This window comes from Plantactinospora sp. ZYX-F-223 (assembly GCF_039649625.1).
Classification (GTDB): Bacteria; Actinomycetota; Actinomycetes; order Mycobacteriales; family Micromonosporaceae; genus Plantactinospora.
Map to the genome: position 1 here is coordinate 133,593 of NZ_JBDJAV010000002.1, position 24,833 is coordinate 158,425.

Consider the following 24,833-nt stretch of genomic DNA (forward strand, 5'->3'; position numbering starts at 1 on the left):
CTAGGGAGCCCTGATGAGTCTGACCAGGTCGGAGGCGGAATTGGCGGCAGCCGGGCCGGCTGCCCGGCCGGCCGTCGAACCGGACGTACCAGGTGACGAGCCGACAAAGCCGGCACCGCTTCCGGCGGTCCCGGGCCTGGTGATGCTCGCCGCTGGCGAGGACGCCCCGGTGTGCTCGGACGGAACCTGCCGGTAGAACGAGGAGAAGATCAGTGCAACTCGAAGTGTGGTCCGACATCGTCTGCCCGTGGTGCTACCTCGGGAAGCGGCGGCTGGATACGGCACTCGGGCAGTTCGCGCACGCCGACGAGGTCGAGGTCGTCTGGCGCAGCTTCCAGCTCGACCCGTCGTACCCGAAGGGGCAGCCCCGGCCGGTGCCGGAGGCCCTGCGGTCCAAGCTCGGCGCCTCGGCCGCCCAGGTCGCCGCGATGCAGGGGCACGTGACCTCGCTCGCCGCCGAGGAGGGGTTGGACTACCACCTCGACCAGTCGATCATGGCCAACACCTTCGACGCGCACCGGCTGACCCACCTGGCCCGGGAGTACGGGCTCGGCACCGAACTGCACGAGCGGCTGATGCGGGCCAACCTGATCGAGGCGGAGAACGTCGACGACGCCGAAACCCTGGTCCGGCTCGCCACCGAGGTCGGCGTACCGGCCGAGGCGGCCCGCCGGGTACTGGCCGGCGACGAGTACGCGGCGGACGTCGACGCCGACATCGCACAGGCCCGGGCGTTCGGCGCGAACGGCGTGCCGTTCTTCGTGCTGGACCGGAAGTACGGCATCTCCGGCGCGCAGCCGACCGAGGCGTTCCTCTCCGCGCTGCGCACCGCCTACCAGGACTCGGCGACCGGCGCCCGCTGATCCGAGCGTCCACTGTGCATATCGGGTCCGGTCGGCGGTGTCGGCCGGACCCGGCGCGGGGAGTCGACTAGGGTCACCCGGCATGGGCGCTATCAAGCCGTGGCATCTCCTGACCCTCGTCTGCTGCCTCGTGCCGCTGGCCGTCGTGGTGGCCGGCGCGGCCTGGTACGCCATGCGACGCCGTTGACGGCGGGCGACGCGGCGTCGTCGACCGCTTTCCGAGCCTGGCATGGCGGTTGGTGCCGGGGTCCCGGGTCACCGACGCGACCCTCAGGGCGCGGGCTCGGGAGCGTTGTCCTCCCACTCCAGGTGGACCACGAGGTTCGCTTCGGCGGTCGCCTTGGTGAGGACCGCGACCAACGGGCCGGTCTCGGCGGAGAGCTTGATGCCGAACTGGACGCCGTAGCGGCGTGGAGGCTCCGGCAGATTGTCCCGGACGGCGCTGGCCACGAACCGGCTGATGCGGGAGATCTCCGCTCCGATCTCGGTCAGCCTGCCAAAGCGTTCCGCCCCGACGTCGCCGTCGGAGTTGACTGCTACCTCGGCGAAGATCTGTCCTCCATCGAGCTGGCCGATGGGTACGATCGTCACGCGATCGATGTCCTTGGGCATGGTTCGCCTCCGGGGCCTGGCCGGCGACCATAGAGTTCCCGCACTGTCGCCAGCGGAGATTCCGAGGGAGCGCCATGGCTGCACTGGCCTCGTCACCGGCGGAACTGGCGCGCTGGGCGGTGGTCTCGATCTGGTCGGCGGACGACTTTCTGGGCAGTGGATTCTTCCTCGAAGACCGGATCGTTGTCACCTGTGCCCATGTGGTGTCGGGGGTTCAGGGACAGTTGACCGTGCGGTGGCGGGAGCATCACCTGTCGGCTGTCGTCGTGGTGCTCGATCCGCCGGAGCGGGGGAGGGGGCGGTTCTACGCCCATCCGGATCTCGCCTTCATCGTGCTTTCCCGGGCTCCGGACCACCCGGTGGTCCGACTGGGCGACTCGATCTCGACGCCAAACCACCTGACAGCGTACGGCTTCAGCCGGGCAACCCCGCACGAACAGGTCGCCGAGGACACTCTCAAACTGGAACTCGCCGGGCGATCCGGTCAGTTCCTGCGGGTGAAGAACGACGAGATCGTCGACGGGCTCAGCGGCGCTCCGGCGCTCGACGAAACCACCGGGCAGGTCTACGGGGTGGTGAAGGCGTCCCGCGACAAGCGGGACAGCCGAGGAGGCTGGATCGTCCAGGCCACCGATCTGGCGTTGGCCCGGCAGCGGCATGCCGCACTCCTCGGCCGGCCGGCCCGGCCAACCGTCCCGACGTTCCGACCCGCACCGGGGACCGGGCTGTACGCCCTGCTCACGGCCCAGGTGGCAGCCAGCGAGTCGCCGCCGTACCGGGTCGTCACCGGACCGGTGCCTCGGCTCTCTGACGTCTACGTCCGGCAATGGACGCAACCCCGGTTGCACCATGGTGGACTGACCCCGCAGGCCGAGTGGACCGAGCATGGGGCCGAGCGGATCGAAGACGTCGTGCGCCGGCACCGGCACCTGCTCCTCGTGGGCGGTCCTGGCACCGGGAAGTCGGCGCTGCTCCAGCACCTGGTGCACCAGACGAGCGCCTGGTGGTTGAATGCCGACCGTTCCACGGACGCGCCGTTCGGCGCCGTCCTGACCATCCGGCTACCGGCGGCGGCGTTGGGTACCGCCCGCCCCTGGCTGCACACCATCGCCGAGGCAGCGCGCCAGCACCTCGGGCCCTACCTCGACCGGGATCTTCCGGACGCCGTGTTCGATCCCGAATCCGTGCCCGGTGTGCAGTGGCTGCTGCTCGTCGATGGGTTGGACGAGGTCGTCGACGTCGAGAAGCGGCAGCGGCTGATCGCGTTACTGTCACGCCGGGTCGCCGAGTACGGCGACCGCTGGCGCTTCCTGATCACGACCCGTCCACTGATGCGAAGCGACTTCGACGGGCTGCGCCACGACGTCGACCGGATCGGGGATCAGGCCCGGCTCGGTGAATATCAACTACGGCCGTTCGACGCGGACGACGTCCGGCTGTTCGCCCGACGCTGGTTCGGAATCCGTACGCCCGAGGCCGCCGCCGCCAACTCCGCCGCCTTCCTCGCGGAGGTGCACCGTCGCCGTCTGCGTGGACTGGTCCGGGTGCCGCTGTTGGCGACGATCGCGGCAGCGGTCTTCGAGCGTCAGCCGGATGTGGAACTCCCCGCCAGCCGCGCCGCGCTCTATGGACGCTTCGTACACAATCTGATGTTCGCCCGGGAGCGCCGCGCGACGGTGCGGGACGCCTTGCTCGACGAGGCGACGCTGATCGGCGCGGCGGCACGTGAACCCATCGCCCGCTTCTTCGAGGAGACAGAACGCTGCCTGGAGGACGTTGCCGCCGCGGTGGTCGACGGCGACCACGACGAGGTGTTGGGCTACGCGCTGGCGTGGCTGGCGGTGCGTGCGGCGGCCGACGAGACGGACGGGGTGACCGAGGCCGTACGCACGGCGATGCTCAGCACCGGCCTGATCATGCCGGCCGGGACTCGACTGATGTTCACCCACCGGGGCTTCGCCGAATACCTGGCGGCCGGCCAGATCGTCCGTCGTGGCCTGCGTCGTCGTTGGTGGCTCCGCCGGGTCGGTCGAACCGGTGCAGACAACCGCACCAGTTTCTCGCTCGCCCGCTGGGCAGAGCAGGGACACGACGTGTCGGACCTGTTGACGCCACTTCTTGCGCTGCGTTGGCGGATTCACCCGATGGATCCACTACGACCTCGGCTGGTGAGCCCGCGACTGCTGGCCTTCTGCGCGTTGCTGAACGACGGGCTGCGCCTGACGCCAGACGGCACCAGGAAGGTGACCGCGCGGCTCCATCGGACGTTACGCACCATGCATGTCTGGCACGAGGGGGCCGGCGCGGCGTTGCGGTACGTCCTTTCCACGCTGTTGTTCGTATCTGGAGACCCCGAGCAGATCTCCGGACTGGCCCGGGATCGTCGAGCGAACCCGTTGGTGCGGATCGCGGCCGCCGAAGTTCTCGCAGGTATCGGGAGCGTCAGCGCTGTGCGGGAGGCGGTGAACCTTCTGGCGGACCTCGGCCTCGACCGGTCCACCAGCATCGAGCTTCGGCAGTGGGCCGGTTACATACTGGGCACGATCGACGACGAGGAGGCGCTTCCGGCGGGGATACGCACCCTCTCGCTGTCCATTCGCACCACTGTGATGGCGCACGAGATGTACCGGGCCGCTCATCTGCTCGACCTGCTCGCCGCCCCGGAAGAGCCCGACTTCGCGCTCCTGGAGCGGGCCCTCAGTCCGATCGGCCCGGTGGGGGTGCGTCGGTTGGCGCTCGACGTGCTGACCGAGCGAATCAACAGCACCGACGCCGAGCGGGCGTTGGTCGATCGGCACCCCAGCTACGTAGTCGAGCCCGAATTCGATCCTGCCTGGTCCGGTGACCAGGTTGTCCGGTCGATCCTCGGCGCTCCCGGAAACCCCGTTCCGGAGCGTCTTCTCGCCGGCGCGATACTGCTGTGGCGGCGGAACCCGGCACGAGCCGAGGAACTGCTCGATCCCGACCTCATCGACCCCGAGGCAGGTTGGGCCCGCCGGCTGTCCTTCGCCCGCCTTCTGGCGCGGTCGGGCGTCGACGCCTTGGCGGCGCACCTGCTGCGTAGCTTGGCCGATGATCCGACGGTGATACCGGTCAACCGCGTGGCCACCCTCAACCTCCTGCACCGGCAGGCCGTGCCCTGGGCCGCCGACATGGCTCGCAGGTGGGCGCGGACCGGCCCGCTTGAACTGCGGTTGGCCGCGCTCGCGCTACTGCCCCGGATCGGCAACGCCGATGCCGGCCTGGAGATCGCGCGGGCCTGGCTGCACGAGGAGGGGGTTGACGGCTCGACCCGCATCCGGATCGCCCGGACACTGGCTCGCGAGTTCGGTCGCCGACGTGAGGCTCACGCAGTACTCCGTAGGGAGGCCCGCAACCGGGACCGTACTCTCCGGCACCGGATCATCGCGAGCGTCAGCGCGCTCGCGCTCGACCTCGATGGCCGCGGCATCCGGATTCCGCCGTCGCTGCCGCCGGTCGATCGACCAGTGTCCCGGCAAGGGCCCGATGCCACGTCCGCGAAGCCGACTGGCCAGTCGACGCCGGTTGATGCCCAGGATCTGGTCAGGCGCCACGCCCGACGGATCCGTCTCTTCCTTCCTCCGCCGGACAGCCAGGCTGGTGACCTCCACGACTCCACAGGGCTCGCCGGTCTGATCGGCGCTGACGCAGCGAGCCGCGTCCAGGCGGCACTGACCGGCACATCCGATCCTGATCGAGCCCTGCGGCGGCTGCTGCGGAAGCGGATTCCGGCTGCCTGCCGCTGGTGGCATCGGCTGGTGACCGAGGCACAGGAGGGTACGCCGCCGGAACGCCTCGCCGCAGTCGCGCTGGCCCAGGCGCTACTGCCCGAGGCGGCTGCCCAGAGCCGCCAGATCCGCCGGAGTCAGTGGTTGAGACGGCTACGCCGGGCCGCACAGCCGATGGTCCTGGCCGTGGGAAGCGCAACGGACGCGGGCTCGTTGCTGATCCGCGCGTACCTCGCCATCGCGATCGGCGGGCTCATCGGAGCGCGCTTCGCCGGACAGGACCCGTCGGACCAGGTGGCTCGGCTGGTCGACCTGCAAACTCAGCTCGCCGCGCCGGTCGTGGCCGTGGTCGCCTGGCTCGCGATCCTGCCCGGAGACCACGGTCGGAGTCTCCGCCGGGGCCGAACGCTCTCCTGGCACGCGGGCCTACTGATCGCAGGTGCCGTCTGGAGCGGATGGCACCTGGATCTTCCGGCTGTGATCGAAGACCTTCCGGTGGCGATCGACATGCCGACGTGGCTTCTGCGCGAAGGGAACCTGGCTCTCGCGGCGCTCGTCGAAGTCTCGTTCCCGCCGCGCACCGCCATGATCGGCTTGACCGTACTCGTCCTCGGTGTGTGGCTGGCCCGGCGCGGGCTGGGCGACAGTTGGCGATACCTGCCGGGGCGGCGTATGCGGCGGCTGCTCTTCGTCGGGAAGTTGGGGCTGCTGGTCGCCGCTGCGGTGTGGCTTTCCGGCGTGCCGCCGGCAACAGTCGTCGCGCGGGTGCTCGACGCGGCAGGCACGGCGGCCGAACTGATCCGGACCTTCGCCGTACTTCTTTGACCGGTGACAGCCAGGCACCCTAGTGCGGTGACCACAGACGATCACCGGGTTGGTCACGCAGCCCGGGACTGGGACGCCCCCACGTGTCGTTCACTCCGTACCCGGGCACGTTCCCGACGCTGCGCGACCAGCACATCCGGATGCCAGTTGTTCGCGTTGGGCCACCGCAGATACGCGTGCAACTCCCGCCGTCGCCCTCCCCACCGGCCTATGATTCGGCCCCGGGCCCCAAAATCCTTGGAGAAGACGCATGAGCGATGTGAGCATCGGCACCGGCAGAGTGGTCGTGAACAGGGCGATGTCGCTGGACGGGTTCATCGCCGGTCCTGGCCACGCGATGGACTGGATCTTCGAGTACCTGACTGCGGATACGGTCCCGGAGGTTATGGCGGCCACGGGTGCCATGCTCATCGGCCGGGGCACGTACGAGGTCGCCAAGCGTATGGCCGACCAGGACACCCCCTACGACGGGGGAGCACAGTTCGTCCTCACCCACGAGCCTCCCGCCGAGCCGGACCCTACCGTCACGTTCCTCACCTGTGACATCGAGGAAGCCGTTGCCACGGCACGCAGCGCCGCGGGCGGCAAGAACCTGGAGATCCTCGGTGCTGACGTGGCCGCCCAGTGCCTGCAGCGCGGGCTCGTCGACGAGATCCTGGTGTATGTCCTACCGGTGCTGCTCGGCGACGGTGTCCGCTTCTCGCCCCCAAGCCTCGACAGGATCGACCTGGAACCTTTCAGCAACACCCAGTCGGGCGCCGTCACAATGCTCCGCTTCCGCGTGCGAAAGTAGGCGCAGCCCTCCAGCAGTTGACACCAGCACGCAGCGGACACCTGACGTCTAGCGCTCTGACCAGGAACGTTGACGGTGTTGGTCAGGCCGCCGCCCGTGCCGGGGTCTGACCCCATCGGTGTTGGCGTTCGGAGCGGATCCGGGCGCGTTCGCGTCGTTGGGCGGCCAGGACGTCGGGGTGGCGGGCGTTGGCGTTGCGCCCCGGCACCCCGGTACGTCATCCACCTTCCCGCGACCAGCGCCGACCTGGCCGGGGCGGTCGACCTGGCGTACGCGCTCGCCCGGTCGCTCGGCTTCCTGCCGCAGATCGAGGCGGGAGAGGGGGAGGCCACGGTCCGTGCGGAGGACGCGCCGCACGTACGCCATCGGGTCTGCTGCGACCTGCCCGGTGGCCGGCGCTGCGCGCTGCGGGCCGGCCACGACGGACGCTGTGCCGAAGAGTCGCCGGACTGATGGCGAAAATTAACTTCGTAACCACTTGTGATCATAGACAGATATCTCCAAACATGGGCGTCGATACCCTCCACACCCCCATCGGGAGGATCGATGAGCACCTCCGGAAGCCGGGCCACCCGCCCGAGACACCTGCTCAGCTCCGTGCTCACCGTGGCCGCGCTGGTCGCCGCCACGCTCGCGGTCACCGCCACCCCCGCACAGGCGGCGACGACCCCCGGCATCGACGTGTCGCACTACCAGGGTGCGATCAACTGGACCAGCGTGCGCAACGCCGGCATCCAGTGGGCCTACATCAAGGCCACCGAGGGCACGACCTTCAAGGACTCGCGGTTCAACACCAACTATCCGGCCGCGCACGGTGCCGGAGTGATCCGGGGCGCCTACCACTTCGCCCGCCCGGCCGCGTCCAGCGGCGCTGCCCAGGCGAACTACTTCGCCAGCAACGGCGGCGCCTGGTCGCGGGACAACCTCACCCTGCCCGGGGCACTCGACCTGGAGGCGGGCTGCCACGGCCTGTCCCAGAGCGGCATGGTCGCCTGGATCCGGGACTTCCTGAACACCTACCGGGCGCGTACCGGCCGGCACGCCGTCATCTACACCACGACGAGCTGGTGGAGCAGTTGCACCGGCAACTACTCCGGCTTCGCCAGCACCAGTCCGCTGTGGATCGCCCGCTGGGCGAGCGCGCCGGGCGCCCTGCCCGCCGGCTGGGGTTTCTACACCATGTGGCAGTACACCTCGACCGGCAGCGTGCCGGGCATCTCCGGCGCGGTGGACCGGGACTGGTTCAACGGCGCCCGGGACCGGCTGCTGGCCCTGGCCAACAACACCTGAGAGACACCTGGCGCGGTGTCACCGGCGCGGCAAACCCCCGGCCGCTACGGTGACACCGGTCAGCTTGCCGGCAACGGTGGCAGCGGGCCGACGATCCGCTCGTAGGTCCGGGCCAGCCCGTCGATCAGCGCGTCCAGACCGAGCGCGAAGGCGCCCTCGTCCACGCTCTGCTGGTGCTCCGCGAGCCGGTGCGCCTGGCCGAGATGCGGATAGTGCGCGGCGTAGAGCTGCGGGTCCTCGACGAAGCCCCGGGCGAACGACCCGAGCGCCGAACCGGCGACGAAGTAGCGCATCAGCGCGCCGATGTGGGTGGCCCGGGCCGGCGGCCAGCCCGCCCTGACCAGCCCGCCGTAGACGGCGTCCGCCATGGCCAGCGCCGCCGGCCGCCGCCCCGGCCCCTGGGCCAGGTACGGGACGATGTTGCTGTGCGCGGCCAGCGCCTGCCGGTAGGAGTGCCCCCACAGCCGCAGTGCGTCCCGCCAGTCGTGAGTGGCGAAGTAGGAGACGTCCACCTTCGCCGTGATGGCGTCGGCCACCGCGTCGAGGATCTCGTCCTTGGTGGCGAAGTGGTTGTAGAGGGACGGGCCGCGTACGCCGAGTTCGGTGGCCAGGCGGCGGGTGGAGAGCGCCTCCAGCCCTTCGGCGTCGATGAGTGCGGCGGCGGCGTCGACGATCCGCTGCCGGCTCAACAGGGCCTGGCGGGGTCGCGGCATCCTCGGTTCGCCCTCCTTCTCGATGGCCCGGATCCGCTCGCGGGCCGGACGCGTCCGGTTGTCTCTGATCTGCCGGCGGTCCGGACCCGTCCGGCGTCCGGGCCGGTTGGGGACTGGCGCGGACGGTCGGGGACTGGCGCGGAAAAACTTCCAGCGCTAGTTTAACGGGCAACGGCCGGGACACCGCCGGCCCGGGTGCCGGAAGGCGGCGCTTCGCGCGGAGACGCCCCTCCAGGTCACCCGAATCCACCAGCGAGGAGTGCAACGTGGGTAGATTCGCCGATCGGATCGCCGTCGTCACCGGTGCGGCCCAGGGGATCGGGGCGGCCACCGCGCGGCGGTTGGCCGCCGAGGGGGCTACCGTGGCCGTCGTCGACCTGGCCGCCGAGCGGGCGCGGCAGACCGCCGACGAGATCGTCCAGGCCGGCGGAAAGGCCACCGGGTACGGCTGCGACGTCACCGACGGCGCGGCGGTGTCGGCCACCTTCGACGAGATCGTCGCGGCGTACGGCCGGCTCGACGTGCTGGTGAACAACGCCGGGATCACCCGGGACAACCTGCTGTTCAAGATGCCGGCCGCCGAGTGGGATGCGGTGATCACCACCAACCTGACCAGCATGTTCCACTGCTGTCAGGCGGCGCAGCGGCACATGGTACCGGCCAAGTACGGCAGGATCGTCAACCTGAGCAGCCGCTCCGCCCTCGGCAACCGGGGCCAGGTCAACTACGCGGCGGCCAAGGCCGGGGTGCAGGGGCTGACCGCCACCCTCGCGATCGAACTTGGTCCCTTCAACATCACCGTCAACGCCGTCGCGCCCGGCTACATCGCCACCGCGATGACCGCAGCCACCGCCGAGCGGGTCGGTGCCACCCCCGCCGAGCACCAGAAGTACGCGGCCGAGCAGACCCCGCTGCGCCGGGTCGGCCAGCCGGAGGAGGTCGCCGCGGTGATCGCGTTCCTGGCCAGCGACGACGCCTCCTACGTCAGCGGCCAGACGCTCTATGTCAACGGTGGTGCGCGCTAACCCGAGGGGAGGACGACACCATGGACTTCTCGCTCGGTGACGAGGAGCGGGCGATCCGGGACACCGCCCGGGCCTTCATCCGCAACGAGGTGATGCCGCTGGAGTCGGAGGTGCTGCGCCGGGAGCGGGCCCACCAGCCCGGGCTGCGCCGTGACGAGCTGCGGGAACTCCAGCGCAAGGCGAAGGCGTTCGGTTTCTGGGGGCTGGACACCCCGGAGGACTACGGCGGGATGGCCCTGCCCGCCGTCACCCAGTCGCTGATCTGGACCGAGATCGGGCGCAGCTTCGTACCGTTCCGGTTCGGCGGCGAGGCGGACAGCATCCTCTTCGAGGCCGACGCGGCGCAGCGCGAGGAGTTCCTGATCCCGACCATCGAGGGTGACCGGATCTCCTGCTTCGCCATCACCGAACCGGGCGCCGGCTCGGACGTGGCCAACATCCGGCTACGGGCCCGGCGCGACGGCGACGACTGGGTGCTGAACGGGGAGAAGACCTTCATCACCAACGGCAACGACGCCGACTTCGCCATCGTCGTCGCGGTGACCGACCCGGACCGCAGGGTGCACGACGGCGGCGCGACCGCGTTCCTGGTGGACCGGGCGATGGGCTGGAAGTCCGAACCCATCCAGACGATGGGGGAGGGCGGGCCGGCGTCGCTGGTCTTCGACGACGTACGCGTGCCGCACCGCAACATCCTCGGCGAGCTGGGCCAGGGCTTCACCCTCGGCATGCGCTGGATCGGCAAGGGGCGTTACATCATCCCGTCGCACGCGCTGGGCATCGCCGAACGCGCCCTGGGGATGGCGATCGAGTACGCCAACACCCGGCAGACCTTCGGCAAGCCGATCGGCGCCAACCAGGCGATCCAGTGGATGATCGCGGACTCGGAGACCGAGCTGGAGGCGGCCCGCTGGCTGGTGCTCCGGGCTGCCTGGACGGTCGACACCGGCCGCGATCCCCGGCACGCCAGCTCGATGGCGAAGCTCTACGGCGCGGGCATGGTCAACCGGGTGGTCGACCGGGTGATGCAGATCCACGGCGGCATGGGCTACACCCGGGAGCTGCCGATCGAGCGCTGGTATCGGCAGGTCCGGCTGCTGCGCATCTTCGAGGGCACGGACGAGATGCAACGACTGATCATCTCGCGGGACCTGCTCCGCGGTTACACCAAGCTCGGAGGGCACCTGGAATGAGGACTTTCGCCTCGCTGACGGAACTCGCCGGAGCGGTCGGCGAGCAGCTCGGCCCCGGCCCGTGGCACCGGATCGAGCAGGACCGGGTGAACGCGTTCGCCGACGCGACCGGCGACCACCAGTGGATCCACGTCGACCCGGAGCGCGCGGCCGCCGGCCCGTACGGGACGACGGTCGCGCACGGCTTCCTCACCCTCTCCCTGCTGCCGGTGCTGGTACACGACCTCTACCGGGTCGAGGGGATCCGGCTTGCGATCAACTACGGGCTGAACCGGGTGCGGTTCCCCGCGCCGCTGCGTACCGGTGAGGCGGTCCGGGTCAGCGCCGAGCTGCTCCAGGTCGATCCGGTGCCCGGCGGCGGGGTGCAGGTGGTCACCCGGGTCACCGTCGAGCCGGAGCGGGGCGGCAAGCCGTGCTGCGTCGCCGAGACTGTCACCCGGCTCTACGCCGAGGAGGAGCCGGGCTGATCCGTCTGCCTCCGAACGGTCTTGTACAGTCGTACTAGTACTTCTGTACAAGACCGGTCGGAGGGTGTCGTGGTGGCGTACCTGTTCCTGTTCGCGGCGATCGGTGCCGAGGTCTTCGCCACCAGTACCCTCAAGGCGACACACGGGTTCACCCGGCTCTGGCCGACGGTGGCCTGCCTCGCCGGCTATCTGGTCTCCTTCGCGGCGCTCTCCCAGGCGGTCCGGCAGGTGCCGGTCGGCGTCGCCTACGCCATCTGGTCCGGCCTCGGTACGGCGGCGATCGTCGCGATCGGCGCCACCTTCCTCGGCGAGCCGGTCACCCTGACCAAGATCGCCGGGATCGGCCTGATCGTCGCCGGGGTCGTGGTGCTCAACCTGGGTGGGGGAGTGGCACATTGACCGGCCGGCGGTCGAGGTCGCCGGACCCGAAGGCCACTTCCGGGTCCGGCATGGGTGGGAGTGGCACATCGACCGGACGGCGCCCTCAGCGCGGCCGCGACCCGGAGGCGCGCCGGGCGGCGCTGGCCGCCGCCGCGATCGAGGTGATCGCCGAGCTGGGCATCGCCCGGACCACCCATCGGGCCGTCGCGGCCCGGGCCGGCCTGCCGCTGGGCGCCACCACCTACTATTTCCCGACCCTGGACGACCTGGTCGCGGCCGGTCTGGCCCTGGCCACCGAGGCGCTCCGCGCGGACCTGCGCTCCTGGGCCGGCCGACTCGACGCCGCCGAGGACCTTCCGGACGCCCTGCTCGGGCTGGTCGAGGAGTACCTGACCGACCGGCAGCGGGTCCGGCTGGAGTACGACCTCTACCTTGCGGCGGCCCGTGATCCCGCGCTGCGCCCGCTCGCCGAGGCCTGGCTGCACGGCTTTCGCGACCTGCTGGAACCGAGGCTCGGCCGGGATGTGACCCGGGCCGTGGTCGCGCTGCTGGACGGAGCGATGCTCCAGGCTCTGGTCACCGACACCGACCTCGACGGCCCGGCCCTGACCGCCGCGATCCGCCGCCTCGCCACCCCTCGATCCTGACCTGTTGTCCAGAGCCGGTCGGCCGGCCGTCGGCCGGACCACCTTCGCCCGGCGGTCCTCGGCCGCCTCCGATCGGTTCACACCCGCCCGGCTGTGCGGACGCCGTCCCCCGCCCCGCCCCCGTGCCCGGCGTGTCAAGATTCTCGGCGAACTGTGGTTCGCTGCGCACCTCAACTTGCCGAGGATCTTGGGCGGCCCGCGCACGCAGTCCGGGACGGGCCCGGCAGTCCGCTATTGGCCCGGGGTACTGGATCCGGGGGCGCGCAGGCCGTCGAGGGCGATCCCGAGTACCCGGTCCAACTGCCCCGGGTCGGCGTACTGGACCTTGGTGATGCCGCTGAGCAGCCGCACCGTGTCGTCGAAGCTCACGTCCGCCCGGGCGACCCCGGCGGCCTGGGCCCGGGCCAGCAGCGGCTCGCCGGCCGTGTAGATCTCGACCCGGCAGCTCTGGAAGAACTCCGAGTCGTGGGACAGTTCCTCGGCGAGCGCCCGTTTCGTCACCGTGTATCCGACAAACCGGCGCAGCCAGCCGGCGAGCGCCTCCCAGGGCGGCTGGTCGGCCAGTTCGGCGGCGGTGCGGCCGAGTGCTTCGACCTCGTCCAGGTAGAGGCTCTCGAAGAGGTCGCGCCGGGTGGGGAAGTGCCGGTAGAGGGTGCCGATGCCGACTCCCGCCCGCCGGGCCACCTCCTCCAGCGAGCCGGCCGCGCCGTGCTCGGCGAACACCTCCTGGGCGGCCGAGACCAGAGCCTCGTAGTTCCGCCGCGCATCCGCCCGCTTGGGACGGCGGGTGAGGTTGGCGGACGCCGAACCGGAGCTGGTCATGGCAGGCGTCACCCCGTTCCGGTTGCAAGCGGAGGCATCCCTCCGCTACGTTTATGCGGAGGCACCCCTCCGGAACTCTGAATACCGGAGCCGTGCCTCCGCATACCGTACCTCGGGTGGGCCCGGCAGCGCGATCGACCGGAACGACGCGCGTAGCCGGGGCGAACCGGACCGTCCGCCCGACGCGGACGGCCGGGACCGGACCGCCCAGGCGACCGGAATCGTCGAGTACCGGCCGGAGTGCGCCCGATCGGCCAAGTCCGGCCAGCGAGGCCCGACCGGACCCCGCAGCACCAACACTTTGGAGATCCATCCGTGACCCGGTTCATCCGTCCCGCCTCCCGGCGGGCGACCTTCGCCGTCCTCGCCGCCGGTGCCGGCTTCTTCGCGATGTTGCAGTCGCTGATCAGTCCGGTACTGCCGACGATCCAGCACGACCTGCACACCTCGCCCAACACCGTCACCTGGGTGCTGACCGCGTACCTGCTGTCGGCGTCGATCTTCACGCCGATCCTGGGCCGGATCGGCGACATGGTCGGCAAGGAACGCATGCTGGTCGCCTCGCTGGTCGCCATCGCCGCCGGCTCGCTGGTGGCCGCGCTCGCCCCGAACATCGGCGTACTGCTGCTGGCCCGGGTGGTGCAGGGTGTCGGCGGCGCCGTCTTTCCGCTCTCGTTCGGGATCATCCGGGACGAGTTCCCGGCCAGCCGGATGTCCTCGGCGATCGGCGCGATGTCGGCGATCATCGCCGTCGGCGGCGGACTCGGCGTGGTGGCGGCCGGACCGATCGTCAGCGCGCTCGACTACCGCTGGCTGTTCTGGATTCCGCTGATCGTCGTCTCGGCGACCGCGCTGGCGGCGTACCTGTTCGTGCCCCGGTCGCCGGTCCGGACCGCCGGCCGGATCAACTGGCCCGGCACCGTACTCCTGGCGGGCTGGCTGGTCGCGCTCCTGCTCGGGGTCAGCAAGGCGCCCGCCTGGGGCTGGGGCTCCGGCCGGGTACTCGGCCTGCTGGCCCTGGGCGTCGCCGGCGTGGTCGGCTGGATCGTGGTGGAGAGCCGCTCGGCCAACCCGCTGATCGACATGCGGATGATGCGCCACCCCGGCGTCTGGACGACCAACCTGGTGGCGCTGCTCTACGGCGCGGCCATGTTCGCCATCTACGCCTTCCTGCCGCAGTTCGTGCAGGCGCCGACGAGCGCCGGCTACGGCTTCGGCGCCAGCATCACCACCGCCGGCCTGCTGATGCTGCCGATGCTGGTCACCATGTTCGTGGCCGGGCTGGTCAGCGGGCGGCTGGAGCCGAGGTTCAGCGCCAGGGCCCAGCTCGCCACCGGCACCGCGCTCAGTACGCTCTCCGGCGCCTGCCTGGTGTTCGCCCACGACGCGCGCTGGCAGATCGGGTTCGCCGCCGGGCTCTTCGGCCTCGGCATCGGCCTGGCCTTCTCCTCGATGACCAACCTGGTGGTCCGGAACGTCCCGGCCAGCCAGACCGGGGCCGCGACCGGGATGAACGCCAACATCCGCACCATCGGCGGCGCGATCGGTGCGGCGGTGATGAGCAGCGTCGTCACCGCCAACCCGCAGCCGAGCGGGCTGCCCCGGGAGGCCGGCTTCACGCACGGCTTCGCGATGCTGACCGTGCTCTCCCTGGCCGCGATGGTGGCGGCGCTGCTGGTGCCCTCCGGTCGCCGGGCCGTGCGCGAACTCCGCCGGTCCGAACCCGACCAGCCGGTCCGGGCCGACAGCCCGGTCCCCGCTGGGGTAGTCGGGCCGGCGCTGCCGGCGCCCGCGAACGGCTGACCCGGTGCCCGCCGGGCCGGCACTGCCCGCGCCAACCAACGGCTGACCCGGATCGGCCCGCCCGACGGCCTCCCGCTGCGGCGGTCGGGCCGTCGGGCGGTCGTCAGGTCGTGGGACGGTCGTCAGGTCGTGGGACGGTCGTCAGGTCGTCAGGTCGTCAGGTCGTCGGGCGGTCGTCAGGTCGTCGGGCGGTCGTCAGGTCGTCGGGCGGTCGCGTTTCGGCAGCTTGGCGACGACCGCGGAATAGGAGGCGTCGACCGCCTCCCGCAACTCGTCGTCGGGGATTCCGGCGCCGAGCCGCAGGGTGTTCCAGCCGGAACGGCCGATGTAGGCCATCACCGAGGCGTCCTCCGGAAACCGGTGCAGCCACTCGTCGGCCACGTCCCGGTTCGGTCCGCACTTCACGCCGACGATGGACCGCGACTCCTGGCCGAGGAAGGCGAAGATCTTCGGCCCCACCTTGATCACCACGTCGCCCTCCCACGGTTCGTCCTGCCAGGCGCCCGGCTTGGCCAGGCAGTAGGCGAGCATCTCGGCCCAGGTCACCAGCGTCCTCCCTGCGGATCGGTCGTCCTATCTTGACAGACGACCTAGCCTCGGCGGGGTGTTCGGAAGATCGACGACGGCGCGCCGGGTGCTGCGCTGGTCGTACCTGTTGCTCGCCGTCGTGATCACGGCCGGCGCGGTGAGCGGGGCGGTCCGGCTGGTCGTGCCGGCCACCGCCGGTCCCGCCGCCGACCCGCCCGGAGTACGCCGCCAGCTCGCCTTCCTCCGCGCCGAGCTGACCGGCGGCGCGGGGGAGGCGGCACAGCAGCTCTTCCCCGAGGGCTACTTCTTCCTGCACACCCTCTACGGGCTGAGCTGGGTCGAACTCGGCCTGCGCCAGCCCGAGGCGGAGCGGGGCACCGCCCTGCGGGAGGCCCGCTGGGCACTGGACCGGCTCGACTCACCGGCCGGCCGCGCGCCGTTCAGCCCCGACCTCACCCCGTCGTACGGCGTCTTCTACCGGGGCTGGACCAACTGGCTGCGCGGCGGCGTGCTGAGCCTGCAACCGGGGGCGGCACGGGATCCGGCCGAGCTGGCCAGGATCACCGACGACTCCGTCGCGCTCGGGGCGGCCTTCGACGCGTCGGCGTCGCCCTACCTGCCGGCGTACCCGGACCAGGCCTGGCCGGTCGACTCCACCGTGGCGGTCGCCTCGCTGCGGCTGCACGACACCCTGCTGCCCGCCCGGTTCGGCGGCACCGTCGACCGGTGGCTGGCCGGGGTACGCCAACGGCTCGACCCGGCCACCGGGCTGCTGCCGCACCGGGTCGACCCGGCGACCGGGGCACCCGCCGAGGGTGCCCGGGCCACCTCGCAGAGCATGATCCTGCGGTTCCTGGTCGACGTGGACCCGGGCTTCGCCCGCGAGCAGTACCTCGGCTTCCGGGACCGGTTCGTGGCCACGCCGCTCGGGCTCGGCCCGGCCGTCCGGGAGTATCCGGCCGGCACCTCCGGCCCGGGTGACGTCGACTCCGGCCCGCTGCTGCTCGGGGTCAGCCTCTCGGCGACCGTGGTGACGCTGGGCGCGGCACAGGTCCAGGGCGACGCCGCGCTGGCCGGCGCGCTGGCGAACTATGGTGAGCTGGCCGGGGTACCCCTGGAGACCCCGTGGTCCAAGCGGTACGCCTTCGGCGCGGTGCCGATCGGCGACGCCTTCCTGGCCTGGTCGAAGACGGCCCGGCCGTGGGTGGCGGAGCCGCCCGCCGGGATGCCGGCGCAGACCTCCGGTTGGTGGCGGCTGCCGCTGCTCACCCTGCTGGTGCTGCTCGGCACCGCCCCCTGGCTGCCGGTGCTGCTCGTCCGGCGGCGCCGACCGGCACCGTCCCCGGTCGGCGGGCACGCGCGGCCGCCCTCGGTCGAGGCGCCGTCCTCAGTCGAGCAGCTTGTCCAGGGTGATCGGTAGCTCGCGGATCCGCCGCCCGGTGGCGTTGTGGACGGCGTTGCCGATCGCGGCGGCGACCCCGACCGTGCCGAGTTCGCCGATGCCGCGCGCGCCCAGCGGGTTGAACAGCAGATCCGGGTGGTCGAGAAAGTGCACGTCGATCGGGGGGATGTCGGCGTTCACCGGCAGCAGGTAGTCGGCGAAGTTGCCGTTGGCGATCCGGCCGGTCTCCGGCTCGACGGCGGCGCCCTCCAGCAGCGCCTGGCCGATGCCGAAGATGACGCCACCGATGATCTGGCTGCGGGCGGTCTTGGCGTTGATGATCGCCCCGCCGTCGATCACCGTGGTCATCCGGCTCAGCCGGGGCTCGCCGGTCCACCGGTTGACCCGGACCTCACAGAAGTGCGCGCCGAACGAGGTGAAGGCGTGCTGCCGGTGCTCCGGGCCGGGTGCCGCGGTGCCGGTCGCCTCGACGCCGGCCGAGGAGACCGCGCGCAGCAGCTCCGGAAAGCCGATCCGCCGGTCCGGGGTCACGAGTTCGCCCCGGTCGTACCGGACGTCGGCGGCCGGCACCCCGGCAAGCGGCGACCGCTCGTCGGTCACCGCGAGTGTGATCAGCGCGGTCTTCGCGGCCTCGGCGGCGGCGGCCACCGCCGGGCCGGTACTCGCGGTGGCACCCGAGCCGAACGCGCCGATGTTGGCGGCCAGCGTGGAGTCGCCGAGGTCGCTGCGGATCCGGGTGACCGGCAGGCCGAGCGCCTCCGCGCCGAGCACGGCCAGCACGGTCCACATCCCGGTGCCGAGGTCGGCGGTGGCGCTGGAGACCGAGACGTCGCCGTCGGGCAGGAACCGTACCTTCACCGAGGCCGGAAACCGCTCGCCGGGATAGTTGGCGGTGGCCATCCCCATCCCGACCAGCCACTCGCCCTGCACGACGGCGCCTGGGGTCGGGTTGCGGCGGGCCCAGCCGAACCGCTGGGCGCCGACCCGGTAGCACTCGTCCAGGTGCTTGCTGGACCACGGCACGTTCCGCCCCGGATAGACCGTGGCGTAGTTGCGCAGCCGCAGCTCGACCGGGTCCAACCGCAGTTCGGCGGCGAGTTCGTCGAGCGCGCTCTCCAGGGCGAACGAGCCGGACTCCTGGCCGGGCGCCCGCATCCAGGTCGGCGGCGGCACGTCCAGCGTGACGATCTTCTGCTCCAGGTGCAGGTTCTCGGTCTGGTAGAGATAGCGCGAGGTGGTGTGCGCCGAACTCTCGAAGATGCCGCCCGAGGCGGACTGGCTGGCCCAGACCTGGTGCTTGACCGCGACCAGGGTGCCGTCCCGGCGGGCGCCCAGGCGCACCGTCTGGCGTACGGCGGAACGGTTTCCGCTGATCGTGAAGGTCTGCTCCCGGGTCAGCACCACCTTGACCGGCCGGCCCAGCGTACGCGCGGCAGCGGCGGCGAGCAGCGGATGCGCCCAGGTGGCGATCTTGTTGCCGAAGCCGCCCCCGACGTGCGGGCTGACCACCCGCACCTTCGCCGCCTCGACGCCGAGCGCCGCGGCCATCGCGCCGACGGTCAGCGACGCGCTCTGCGTGCCGGTGTAGAGGGTGAGCGCCCCGTCCTGCCAGGCGGCGACGCAGGCGTGCGGCTCCATCGCGCTGTGGTGCTTGCCCGGCTGCTGGTAGGTGCCGGAGACGGTCACCTCGCTGGCTGCCAGCGCGTCGTCGATCGAGCCGACCCCGTCGGCCAGGAACTCCAACCGGGCGGGCTCGCCCATCATCGGGCCGGGATCGGTGGCCCCCGGGATGCCGTCGGTGAAGGAGACCGCCGCCGGCCGGAGCTCGTAGTCGGCCCGGACCAGCGCGGCGGCGTCCCGGGCCTGCTCGAACGTCTCCGCCACCACCAGCCCGATCGCCTGGCCGTGATAGCGCACCTCGGTGTCCTGCAACGGCAGCCAACTGTGTCCGACGCTGAACGGCGTGCCGCTGCCGAGCAGCGCCAGCGAGCGGAACGGCGTGTAGACCGCCAGTACGCCGGGGGAGGCTTCGGCGGCGGCGACGTCCATCGCCCGGATGGTGCCCCGGGCGACCGTACTGAGCAGCAGGTAGCCGTGCGCGACCCGCTCGACGGGCTGGTCGGCGGCGTACCGGGCCGCACCGGTGACCTTGAGCCGGCCGTCGACCCGGTTGACCGAGACCGTCCGTGCAGCGCCGCTCATCGTCAACCCACCAGATTCGTCAGGGCGCGCACGATGGTGCGCCGGACCAGCGTCGTCTTGAACCGGTTGTGCGCCAGTGGGCGGGCCGCCTCGACCGCCAGCGCGGCGGCCGCGTCGAACACCTCCGGCCGGGGAGCCTTGCCACGCAGCGCGTCCTCCACCGCCGGCAGCCGCCAGGGCCGGGTGCCGACCCCGCCGACCGCCACCCGTACGTCCCGGACCAGGCCACCGCGCAGGTCCAGCGCCACCGCCGCCGAGGCGAGGGCGAACTCGTACGACTGCCGGTCCCGGATCTTCAGGTACGCCGACCGGGTGGCCCAGGGCAGCGGCGGCACGGTGATCCGGGTGACCAGTTCGCCCGGGCGCAGGTCGTGCTCCCGGTCCGGGGTGTCCCCGGGCAGCAGGTAGAAGTCGGCGAGCCGGACGTCCCGGGTACCGCCCCGGCCGACCAGCCGGACCCGCGCGTCCAGCGCGACCAGGGCGACGGCCAGGTCGCTGGGGTGGGTGGCGACGCAGGAGTCGCTGGTGCCGAGGATGGCGTGGCCGCGGTTCTCGCCGTCGACCGCGGGGCAGCCGGAGCCGGGCCGGCGCTTGTTGCAGCCGGTGCTGGTGTCCCGGAAGTAGCCGCAGCGGACCCGTTGCAGCAGGTTGCCGCCGATGCTCGCCATGTTGCGCAACTGCGGCGAGGCGCTGCGCAGCAGGGCTTGGGCGATCACCGGATATCCGCCGGCCACCAGCGGATGTCCGGCGACGTCGCTCATCCGTTCCAGCGCACCGACGTGCAGCCCTTCCCGGTCGGCCGAGACGCCGCGCAGCGGCAGCCGGTTGATGTCCACCACCTGGCGCGGGGTCATCACCTCCAGCTTCATCAGGTCCACCAGCGTGGTCCCGCCGGCCAGGTAGGCCGTGCCGGCCCCGCCGCCCGCGACGGCCTGCGACACGCTCTGCGCGGTGCGGTAGTCGAAGGGCCTCATCGGTCCGCCCCGCTCCGCCGGGCCGTCCGGACGGCGGCCACGATGTTCTCGTACGCCCCGCAGCGGCAGATGTTGCCGGACATGTGCTCGCGGATCTCGTCGTCCGAGCCGGTGTGCCCCTCGTCGAGCAGGGCCACCGCCGACATGATCTGCCCGGAGGTGCAGAACCCGCACTGGAAGGCGTCGCAGTCGATGAACGCCTGCTGCACCGGGTGCAGCCGGTCGCCGTCGGCCAGTCCTTCCACGGTGGTGATCCGGTGCCCGGCGGTGGCCGCCGCCAGGGTCAGGCAGGAGAGCACCCGCCGGCCGTCGACGTGCACCGTGCAGGCGCCGCACTGGCCCCGGTCGCAGCCCTTCTTGGAACCGGTCAGCCCGAGCCGCTCGCGCAGCGCGTCCAGCAGGGTGACCCGGGAGTCGATCCGCAGCCGCTCGGTGCGGCCGTTGACCGCCAGCGTGATCTCGACGGTCGCCGCGCCGGCCGCCTCCGGTGCCGGTGCCGCCCCGGCCGGCTCCGCCAGCCCGCTGTCGACCGCCGGCCCGGCCGCCGCGCCGACGGCCAGCCCGGCCGACGTGACCGCCGTCCGGTGCAGCACATCGCGCCGGGACACCCCTGAGGGTAGGACGTCGACGGGGGGCGAGTCCGATCCGGACCCACTGTTCATCACACACCTCCGGACGTGCCACCGGCCGGTGCGGGGCGCGTACGCGTACGCGGGGTGCGGTGGGGCACCGGACCACGGCCGGGGCCCTCCAGTAAACCAAAGATGATCGTCAATGTCGATGGACCCGGTGGGGTGTCGGATGCCCCCGGGTGGCGCCACCCATCGATATCTGTCATGCTCTTGCGCCATGGTCGGGCTGACGAAACGGTTCCCCCTCATCCTCCTCACCGCCGCTGCGGTACTCGCCAGCGGCGGCGCCGCGCAGGCCGGCGCCGGCCAGGCCGGGCCCGATGGCCGGCCCGGCGGCTGCGGTCCCCGCACGCTGCTGTTCTGCGAGGATTTCGAACGGCTGCCCACCGGCGGTGCCGCCTCGCTGGCCTGGGGCATCGACACCAAGGACGGGATCCTGACGGTCGAGCGGCAGCGGCATGACAAGGTGCTGCGGGTGCACACCGAGGGCAACGGCCGGGCCTTCCTCAAGGTGGACGACTTCGCCGCGCCGGGCAACAGCTTCTACGGCCGGATCCGGTTGAAGGTGGACGCCTTCCCGACCGCGCCCGACTGGGCCCACTTCACCCTGGTCGAGGCGACCGGCCCGGGCAGCGCCGAGGTGGTCCGGCCGATCGGCGGCCAGTGGGCGCCATCGCTGGGCGGGTCGTACTGGGGCGTCGGCGCCGACGGTGGCCCGACCGGCGACTGGACCAACTGGCGGGAGTCCGCGCCCACCGTCGAGGACCGGTGGCAGTGCTTCGAGTGGCAGTGGGATGCCACCGACAACCGGGTCGCGGTCTGGATCGACGGCGTCGCCCAGCCCGAGATGACGGTCAGCACCACCGAACACGGCGGCAACCCCGTCGACTTCGTCCTGCCCCGCGCCGACACGGTGAAGATCGGCTGGCAGCTCTACCAGGGCGGCCCCACCCCGGACCACTTCGACCTCTGGATCGACGACATCGCCCTCGCCCCGCACCGGGTGGGCTGTGGCCGCTGAGCGACCCGCGTTCGGGTCAACGCTCGCAAAGGGAGGGTCGACGGAGCCGCTACGCTGGTAATCCGTCCCCCTCGATCCGTACGGAGCTGATCTCGTGACCGCGCCAAACGACGGAGGCTACCCCGCCTTTCCGATCGACGTCCCGACCTCGGCCCGGATGTACGACTATTCCCTCGGCGGCAAGGACAACTTCCCGGTGGACCGGGCGGCCGTGCAGTTCGTCAACTCGCAGTACCCGGCCAGCCTGGACGTGACCCGGGAGAACCGGCTCTTCCTCTACCGGGCGGTCCGGTTCCTCGCCCGCGACCTGGGCATCAGGCAGTTCCTCGACCTGGGCAGCGGGTTGCCGACCCAGGCGAACGTGCACCAGGTGGCGCAGCAGTTCCAGCCCGGGGCCCGGGTGGTCTACGTCGACGTCGACCCGATCGTGCTGGCGCACGGGCGCGCGCTGCTGGCCGACGACGAGACGACCCGGGTGATCGCCGCCGACGTCACCGAGCCGGAGCGGATTCTCGCCGACTCCGACGTCCGCAAGATGATCGACTTCTCCCGGCCGGTCGCGGTGCTGCTGCTCTCGGTCACCCACTCCATCGTCGACGACGACAAGGTCCGCCACCTGCTCGCGGTGATGCGTGAGGCGATGGCCCCGGAGAGCTACCTGGGCTACTCGCAGCTCGCCGGCACCGACCGGGCCGGAGTGGACGCCGGCAACGCGATGGTGAAGAAGATGGGCATCCCCTGGAAGAACCGCATGGTCGACGAGGTGGCGGAGTTCGTCCGCGACTTCGAGCCGGTCGAGCCGGGGCTGGTCGACGTCAAGACCTGGCGCCCCGACCCGACCCAGCCGCCGCTCGCACCGGTCGACGAGGCGCTCCGGCCGTACCTGGGCAGGGGAGCGGAGGAGACCCGGTTCTACGAGTACGGTGGCGTGCTGCGCCGGCCCTGAGCCTGCCGGGTCTCGTAGACTCCGGTGCCGTGACGGGCCTCAGCTTCGCGCTTTCTGTCGACTACGGGACCTCACACACGGTCGGGATGCTGCGGTGGCCGGACGGCCGGGTCCGGCCGTTGGTGTTCGACGGCTCCCCGCTGCTCTCCTCCGCCGTCTTCGCCACATCCGACGGCCGGATACTCGTCGGGCGGGACGCCGAGCGCAGTGCGCGGGTCGACCCGGCCCGCTACGAACCGAATCCGAAGCGGATGGTCGACGCGGGTGAACTGCTGCTCGGCGAGCGGGCGTACCCGATCGCCGAGCTGGTCGCGGCCGGGTTGCGGCGGGTCTACGCCGAGGCGGTCCGCGCGGCCGGGCAGGCGCCGGCAACGGTGACGATCACCCACCCCGCGACCTGGGGACCGGCCCGACGACAGGTGCTGCACTCGGCCGCCGCCCTCGCCGGGCTGCCCCGGGTCGGGCTGGTGGACGAGCCGTCCGCCGCCGCCGCGTACTTCGTCCGGGTGCTCGGGCGGCAACTCGCGCCGGGGCAGGCCATCATGGTCTTCGACCTGGGCGCCGGCACCTTCGACGTGAGCGTCGTACGCCGGACGCCCGGCTCCTTCGAGACGGTGGCGACCGACGGCATGGACGCGTTCGGCGGAGTGGACCTCGACGCGATCGTGGTGGAGCGGATCGGCGCGGCCGTGGCGGCGAGCGATCCGGAACGATGGCGCCGGCTGACCGTTCCGGCCGGACCGGAGGACCTCCGCGACTTCCGGCTCTTCTGGGACGACGCCAAGGCGGCCAAGGAGATGCTCTCCCGCCAGCCGACGGCCTCGGTGCACCTCCCCATCCTCAACCGGGACGTGCACGTTACCCGGGAGGAGTTCGAGCAGGCGGCCCGACCGGTGCTGACCCGGGCGGTCCGGTTGGCCGTGCAGACCCTGGACAACTACCACCGGGATCACCGGGAGCGGGTCTGCGCCGTCTTCCTGGTCGGTGGGTCGACCCGGATCCCACTGGTGGCGACGCTGCTGCACCAGCACTCGGAGATGGCGCCGGTCGCGATCGAGCAGCCCGAGTTCGTGGTGGCCGAGGGCGGGCTGCACCTGCCGGCGACGGCGATCAGGGAGCCGGTCGGCGTCGCCGGTCACGCCGAGGCGCCGAATCCGCACGCCGGCTCCGCGGCCCCGCCCGGCGCGCCCGCCCCGCTCGCCGGCGTGCCCCCGACTCCGCCCTGGGCGTCCGCGCCGGTGCCGGGCCCGCGGTCCGGCGCGTCCGCGCCGCCGTGGGGTGCCGCCGGCCGTACCGGACCCCGGCGGCGCCGTCGTGCCGTGGTGGCCGGGGCGGTGGCCGTGCTGGCGCTGGCCGCCGTCGGCGGTGTGATCTGGTGGCGGACCGATTCCCCCGCCCGGGCCTTCGGCGACGACAGCGACCTGCGCGAGTTCGCGGGGAGATTCATCGCCGCGGCCGACAGGTGCGAGCGGTCGGGCGACGCGACGCGGCACCGGGACGAGACCGGGCTGGAGATGCCGGACGACAACTTCAGAGCCGTCGTACGGTGTCAGGGCAACGACTGGATCGGATACTTCTACAACTCCGGCGCCCCCCGTGAGCTGCCGAACCACTCGCCGGACGACCACCGGACCCAGATCTCCGACGGCGTCATCGACCGGTACAGCGGAGTGATCGAACTCTCCGGCGAGGTGAGCCACCAGGCCAGAAGCGGGCCGCTGCAGGCGTACGTGGAGTTCAGGGCCGCCGGCGACCGGCCCGGCATCTACTGGGAGCCCACCGACCGCTACACCTACCGGCTCGGCGCCGCGGTGCTCAACCTGGACCCGGCGGCCGGGATCGAGCCGCTGCGGGAAATCTGGCGCGACCACGCCTGACGGCGTCTCCCCGCCGGACGGCCGGACGGCGTGCCCGCCGGACGGCCGGGCCGATGGTGGTACCCCGA

The 24,833-nt window shown here is 71.8% G+C and carries 23 protein-coding genes; 16 read left to right on the forward strand and 7 right to left on the reverse strand.

The genetic code is table 11. The features are described 5' to 3' along the window. Window positions 1-13 precede the first annotated feature (13 nt). Window positions 14-196 carry a hypothetical protein gene (locus tag AAH979_RS03020; protein ID WP_346256429.1) on the forward strand — a complete coding sequence of 61 codons (183 nt, stop codon included), beginning with the start codon at window positions 14-16 and terminating at the stop codon, window positions 194-196. A 16-nt stretch (window positions 197-212) separates the two neighbouring features. Next, complete coding sequence (locus AAH979_RS03025; protein WP_346256430.1) at window positions 213-863, forward strand: DsbA family oxidoreductase; 651 nt, start codon at window positions 213-215, stop codon at window positions 861-863. 270 nt (window positions 864-1,133) lie between these two features. Here AAH979_RS03025 and AAH979_RS03030 read toward each other — a convergent pair whose 3' ends face one another. Then, the gene (locus tag AAH979_RS03030) at window positions 1,134-1,454 is read right to left on the reverse strand and encodes a CU044_2847 family protein (RefSeq protein WP_346256431.1); all 321 of its coding nucleotides are present in this window, start codon (window positions 1,452-1,454) and stop codon (window positions 1,134-1,136) included. 95 nt (window positions 1,455-1,549) lie between these two features. Between AAH979_RS03030 and AAH979_RS03035 the strand changes: the two genes are divergently transcribed. The 4 genes from AAH979_RS03035 to AAH979_RS03050 all read left to right on the forward strand — a co-directional run bounded on the left by AAH979_RS03035 (window position 1,550) and on the right by AAH979_RS03050 (window position 8,132). Next, window positions 1,550-6,049 carry a trypsin-like peptidase domain-containing protein gene (locus tag AAH979_RS03035; protein ID WP_346256432.1) on the forward strand — a complete coding sequence of 1,500 codons (4,500 nt, stop codon included), beginning with the start codon at window positions 1,550-1,552 and terminating at the stop codon, window positions 6,047-6,049. Between the two features lie 250 nt (window positions 6,050-6,299). Beyond that, window positions 6,300-6,842: a dihydrofolate reductase family protein gene (locus AAH979_RS03040; RefSeq protein WP_346256433.1), complete on the forward strand. Its 543-nt coding sequence runs from the start codon at window positions 6,300-6,302 to the stop codon at window positions 6,840-6,842. A 219-nt stretch (window positions 6,843-7,061) separates the two neighbouring features. After that, a complete protein-coding gene (locus AAH979_RS03045; RefSeq protein WP_346256580.1) occupies window positions 7,062-7,295 on the forward strand; it encodes a hypothetical protein in 234 nt (77 codons plus the stop codon). A 93-nt stretch (window positions 7,296-7,388) separates the two neighbouring features. Then, on the forward strand, window positions 7,389-8,132 hold the full coding sequence (locus tag AAH979_RS03050; RefSeq protein ID WP_346256434.1) for a GH25 family lysozyme: 744 nt from the start codon (window positions 7,389-7,391) through the stop codon (window positions 8,130-8,132). A gap of 59 nt (window positions 8,133-8,191) precedes the next feature. On the opposite strand, the gene AAH979_RS03055 is transcribed toward AAH979_RS03050, so the two are convergent. Beyond that, entirely contained in the window at window positions 8,192-8,845 is a 654-nt protein-coding gene (locus AAH979_RS03055) for a TetR/AcrR family transcriptional regulator C-terminal domain-containing protein (protein ID WP_346256435.1), read from the reverse strand. Window positions 8,846-9,111: 266 nt separating this feature from the next. On the opposite strand from AAH979_RS03055, the gene fabG reads away from it, so the two are divergent. From fabG to AAH979_RS03080, 5 genes are all read left to right on the forward strand, one after another. Beyond that, window positions 9,112-9,870 (forward strand): 3-oxoacyl-ACP reductase FabG, encoded by a 759-nt coding sequence (gene fabG, locus AAH979_RS03060; RefSeq protein ID WP_346256436.1) that lies wholly within the window; start codon window positions 9,112-9,114, stop codon window positions 9,868-9,870. 20 nt (window positions 9,871-9,890) lie between these two features. Then, window positions 9,891-11,063: an acyl-CoA dehydrogenase family protein gene (locus tag AAH979_RS03065; RefSeq protein ID WP_346256437.1), complete on the forward strand. Its 1,173-nt coding sequence runs from the start codon at window positions 9,891-9,893 to the stop codon at window positions 11,061-11,063. Beyond that, entirely contained in the window at window positions 11,060-11,530 is a 471-nt protein-coding gene (locus tag AAH979_RS03070; protein WP_346256438.1) for a MaoC family dehydratase, read from the forward strand. Before AAH979_RS03065 ends, AAH979_RS03070 begins: the two co-directional genes overlap by 4 nt. 69 nt (window positions 11,531-11,599) lie before the next feature. Next, complete coding sequence (locus tag AAH979_RS03075; RefSeq protein ID WP_346256439.1) at window positions 11,600-11,929, forward strand: multidrug efflux SMR transporter; 330 nt, start codon at window positions 11,600-11,602, stop codon at window positions 11,927-11,929. A 50-nt stretch (window positions 11,930-11,979) separates the two neighbouring features. Then, window positions 11,980-12,558 (forward strand): TetR family transcriptional regulator, encoded by a 579-nt coding sequence (locus AAH979_RS03080; protein WP_346256440.1) that lies wholly within the window; start codon window positions 11,980-11,982, stop codon window positions 12,556-12,558. A 231-nt stretch (window positions 12,559-12,789) separates the two neighbouring features. Here the strand turns inward: AAH979_RS03080 and AAH979_RS03085 are convergent, their stop codons facing one another. Continuing rightward, the gene (locus AAH979_RS03085; protein ID WP_346256441.1) at window positions 12,790-13,380 is read right to left on the reverse strand and encodes a helix-turn-helix domain-containing protein; all 591 of its coding nucleotides are present in this window, start codon (window positions 13,378-13,380) and stop codon (window positions 12,790-12,792) included. 315 nt (window positions 13,381-13,695) lie between these two features. Between AAH979_RS03085 and AAH979_RS03090 the strand changes: the two genes are divergently transcribed. Then, window positions 13,696-15,183: an MFS transporter gene (locus tag AAH979_RS03090; protein WP_346256442.1), complete on the forward strand. Its 1,488-nt coding sequence runs from the start codon at window positions 13,696-13,698 to the stop codon at window positions 15,181-15,183. A 195-nt stretch (window positions 15,184-15,378) separates the two neighbouring features. Here the strand turns inward: AAH979_RS03090 and AAH979_RS03095 are convergent, their stop codons facing one another. After that, window positions 15,379-15,729: an MmcQ/YjbR family DNA-binding protein gene (locus AAH979_RS03095; protein WP_346256443.1), complete on the reverse strand. Its 351-nt coding sequence runs from the start codon at window positions 15,727-15,729 to the stop codon at window positions 15,379-15,381. A 58-nt stretch (window positions 15,730-15,787) separates the two neighbouring features. On the opposite strand from AAH979_RS03095, the gene AAH979_RS03100 reads away from it, so the two are divergent. Then, the gene (locus tag AAH979_RS03100; protein WP_346256444.1) at window positions 15,788-17,131 is read left to right on the forward strand and encodes a hypothetical protein; all 1,344 of its coding nucleotides are present in this window, start codon (window positions 15,788-15,790) and stop codon (window positions 17,129-17,131) included. Here AAH979_RS03100 and AAH979_RS03105 read toward each other — a convergent pair. From AAH979_RS03105 to AAH979_RS03115, 3 genes are read right to left on the reverse strand one after another with little or no spacing between them, the layout of a single operon-like run. Next, window positions 17,099-19,315: a xanthine dehydrogenase family protein molybdopterin-binding subunit gene (locus AAH979_RS03105; protein ID WP_346256445.1), complete on the reverse strand. Its 2,217-nt coding sequence runs from the start codon at window positions 19,313-19,315 to the stop codon at window positions 17,099-17,101. The two genes, AAH979_RS03100 and AAH979_RS03105, sit on opposite strands and share 33 nt — an antisense overlap. A gap of 2 nt (window positions 19,316-19,317) precedes the next feature. Continuing rightward, window positions 19,318-20,289 carry a xanthine dehydrogenase family protein subunit M gene (locus tag AAH979_RS03110; RefSeq protein ID WP_346256446.1) on the reverse strand — a complete coding sequence of 324 codons (972 nt, stop codon included), beginning with the start codon at window positions 20,287-20,289 and terminating at the stop codon, window positions 19,318-19,320. Continuing rightward, complete coding sequence (locus tag AAH979_RS03115; protein ID WP_346256581.1) at window positions 20,286-20,747, reverse strand: (2Fe-2S)-binding protein; 462 nt, start codon at window positions 20,745-20,747, stop codon at window positions 20,286-20,288. Before AAH979_RS03115 ends, AAH979_RS03110 begins: the two co-directional genes overlap by 4 nt. Window positions 20,748-21,138: 391 nt before the next feature. Here AAH979_RS03115 and AAH979_RS03120 point away from each other — a divergent pair, with 391 nt between their 5' ends. From AAH979_RS03120 to AAH979_RS03130, 3 genes are all read left to right on the forward strand, one after another. Next, window positions 21,139-21,942: a hypothetical protein gene (locus AAH979_RS03120; protein WP_346256447.1), complete on the forward strand. Its 804-nt coding sequence runs from the start codon at window positions 21,139-21,141 to the stop codon at window positions 21,940-21,942. A 94-nt stretch (window positions 21,943-22,036) separates the two neighbouring features. Continuing rightward, the gene (locus AAH979_RS03125; protein WP_346256448.1) at window positions 22,037-22,888 is read left to right on the forward strand and encodes an SAM-dependent methyltransferase; all 852 of its coding nucleotides are present in this window, start codon (window positions 22,037-22,039) and stop codon (window positions 22,886-22,888) included. Between the two features lie 29 nt (window positions 22,889-22,917). Next, window positions 22,918-24,765: an Hsp70 family protein gene (locus AAH979_RS03130; protein ID WP_346256449.1), complete on the forward strand. Its 1,848-nt coding sequence runs from the start codon at window positions 22,918-22,920 to the stop codon at window positions 24,763-24,765. Window positions 24,766-24,833: the final 68 nt, after the last annotated feature.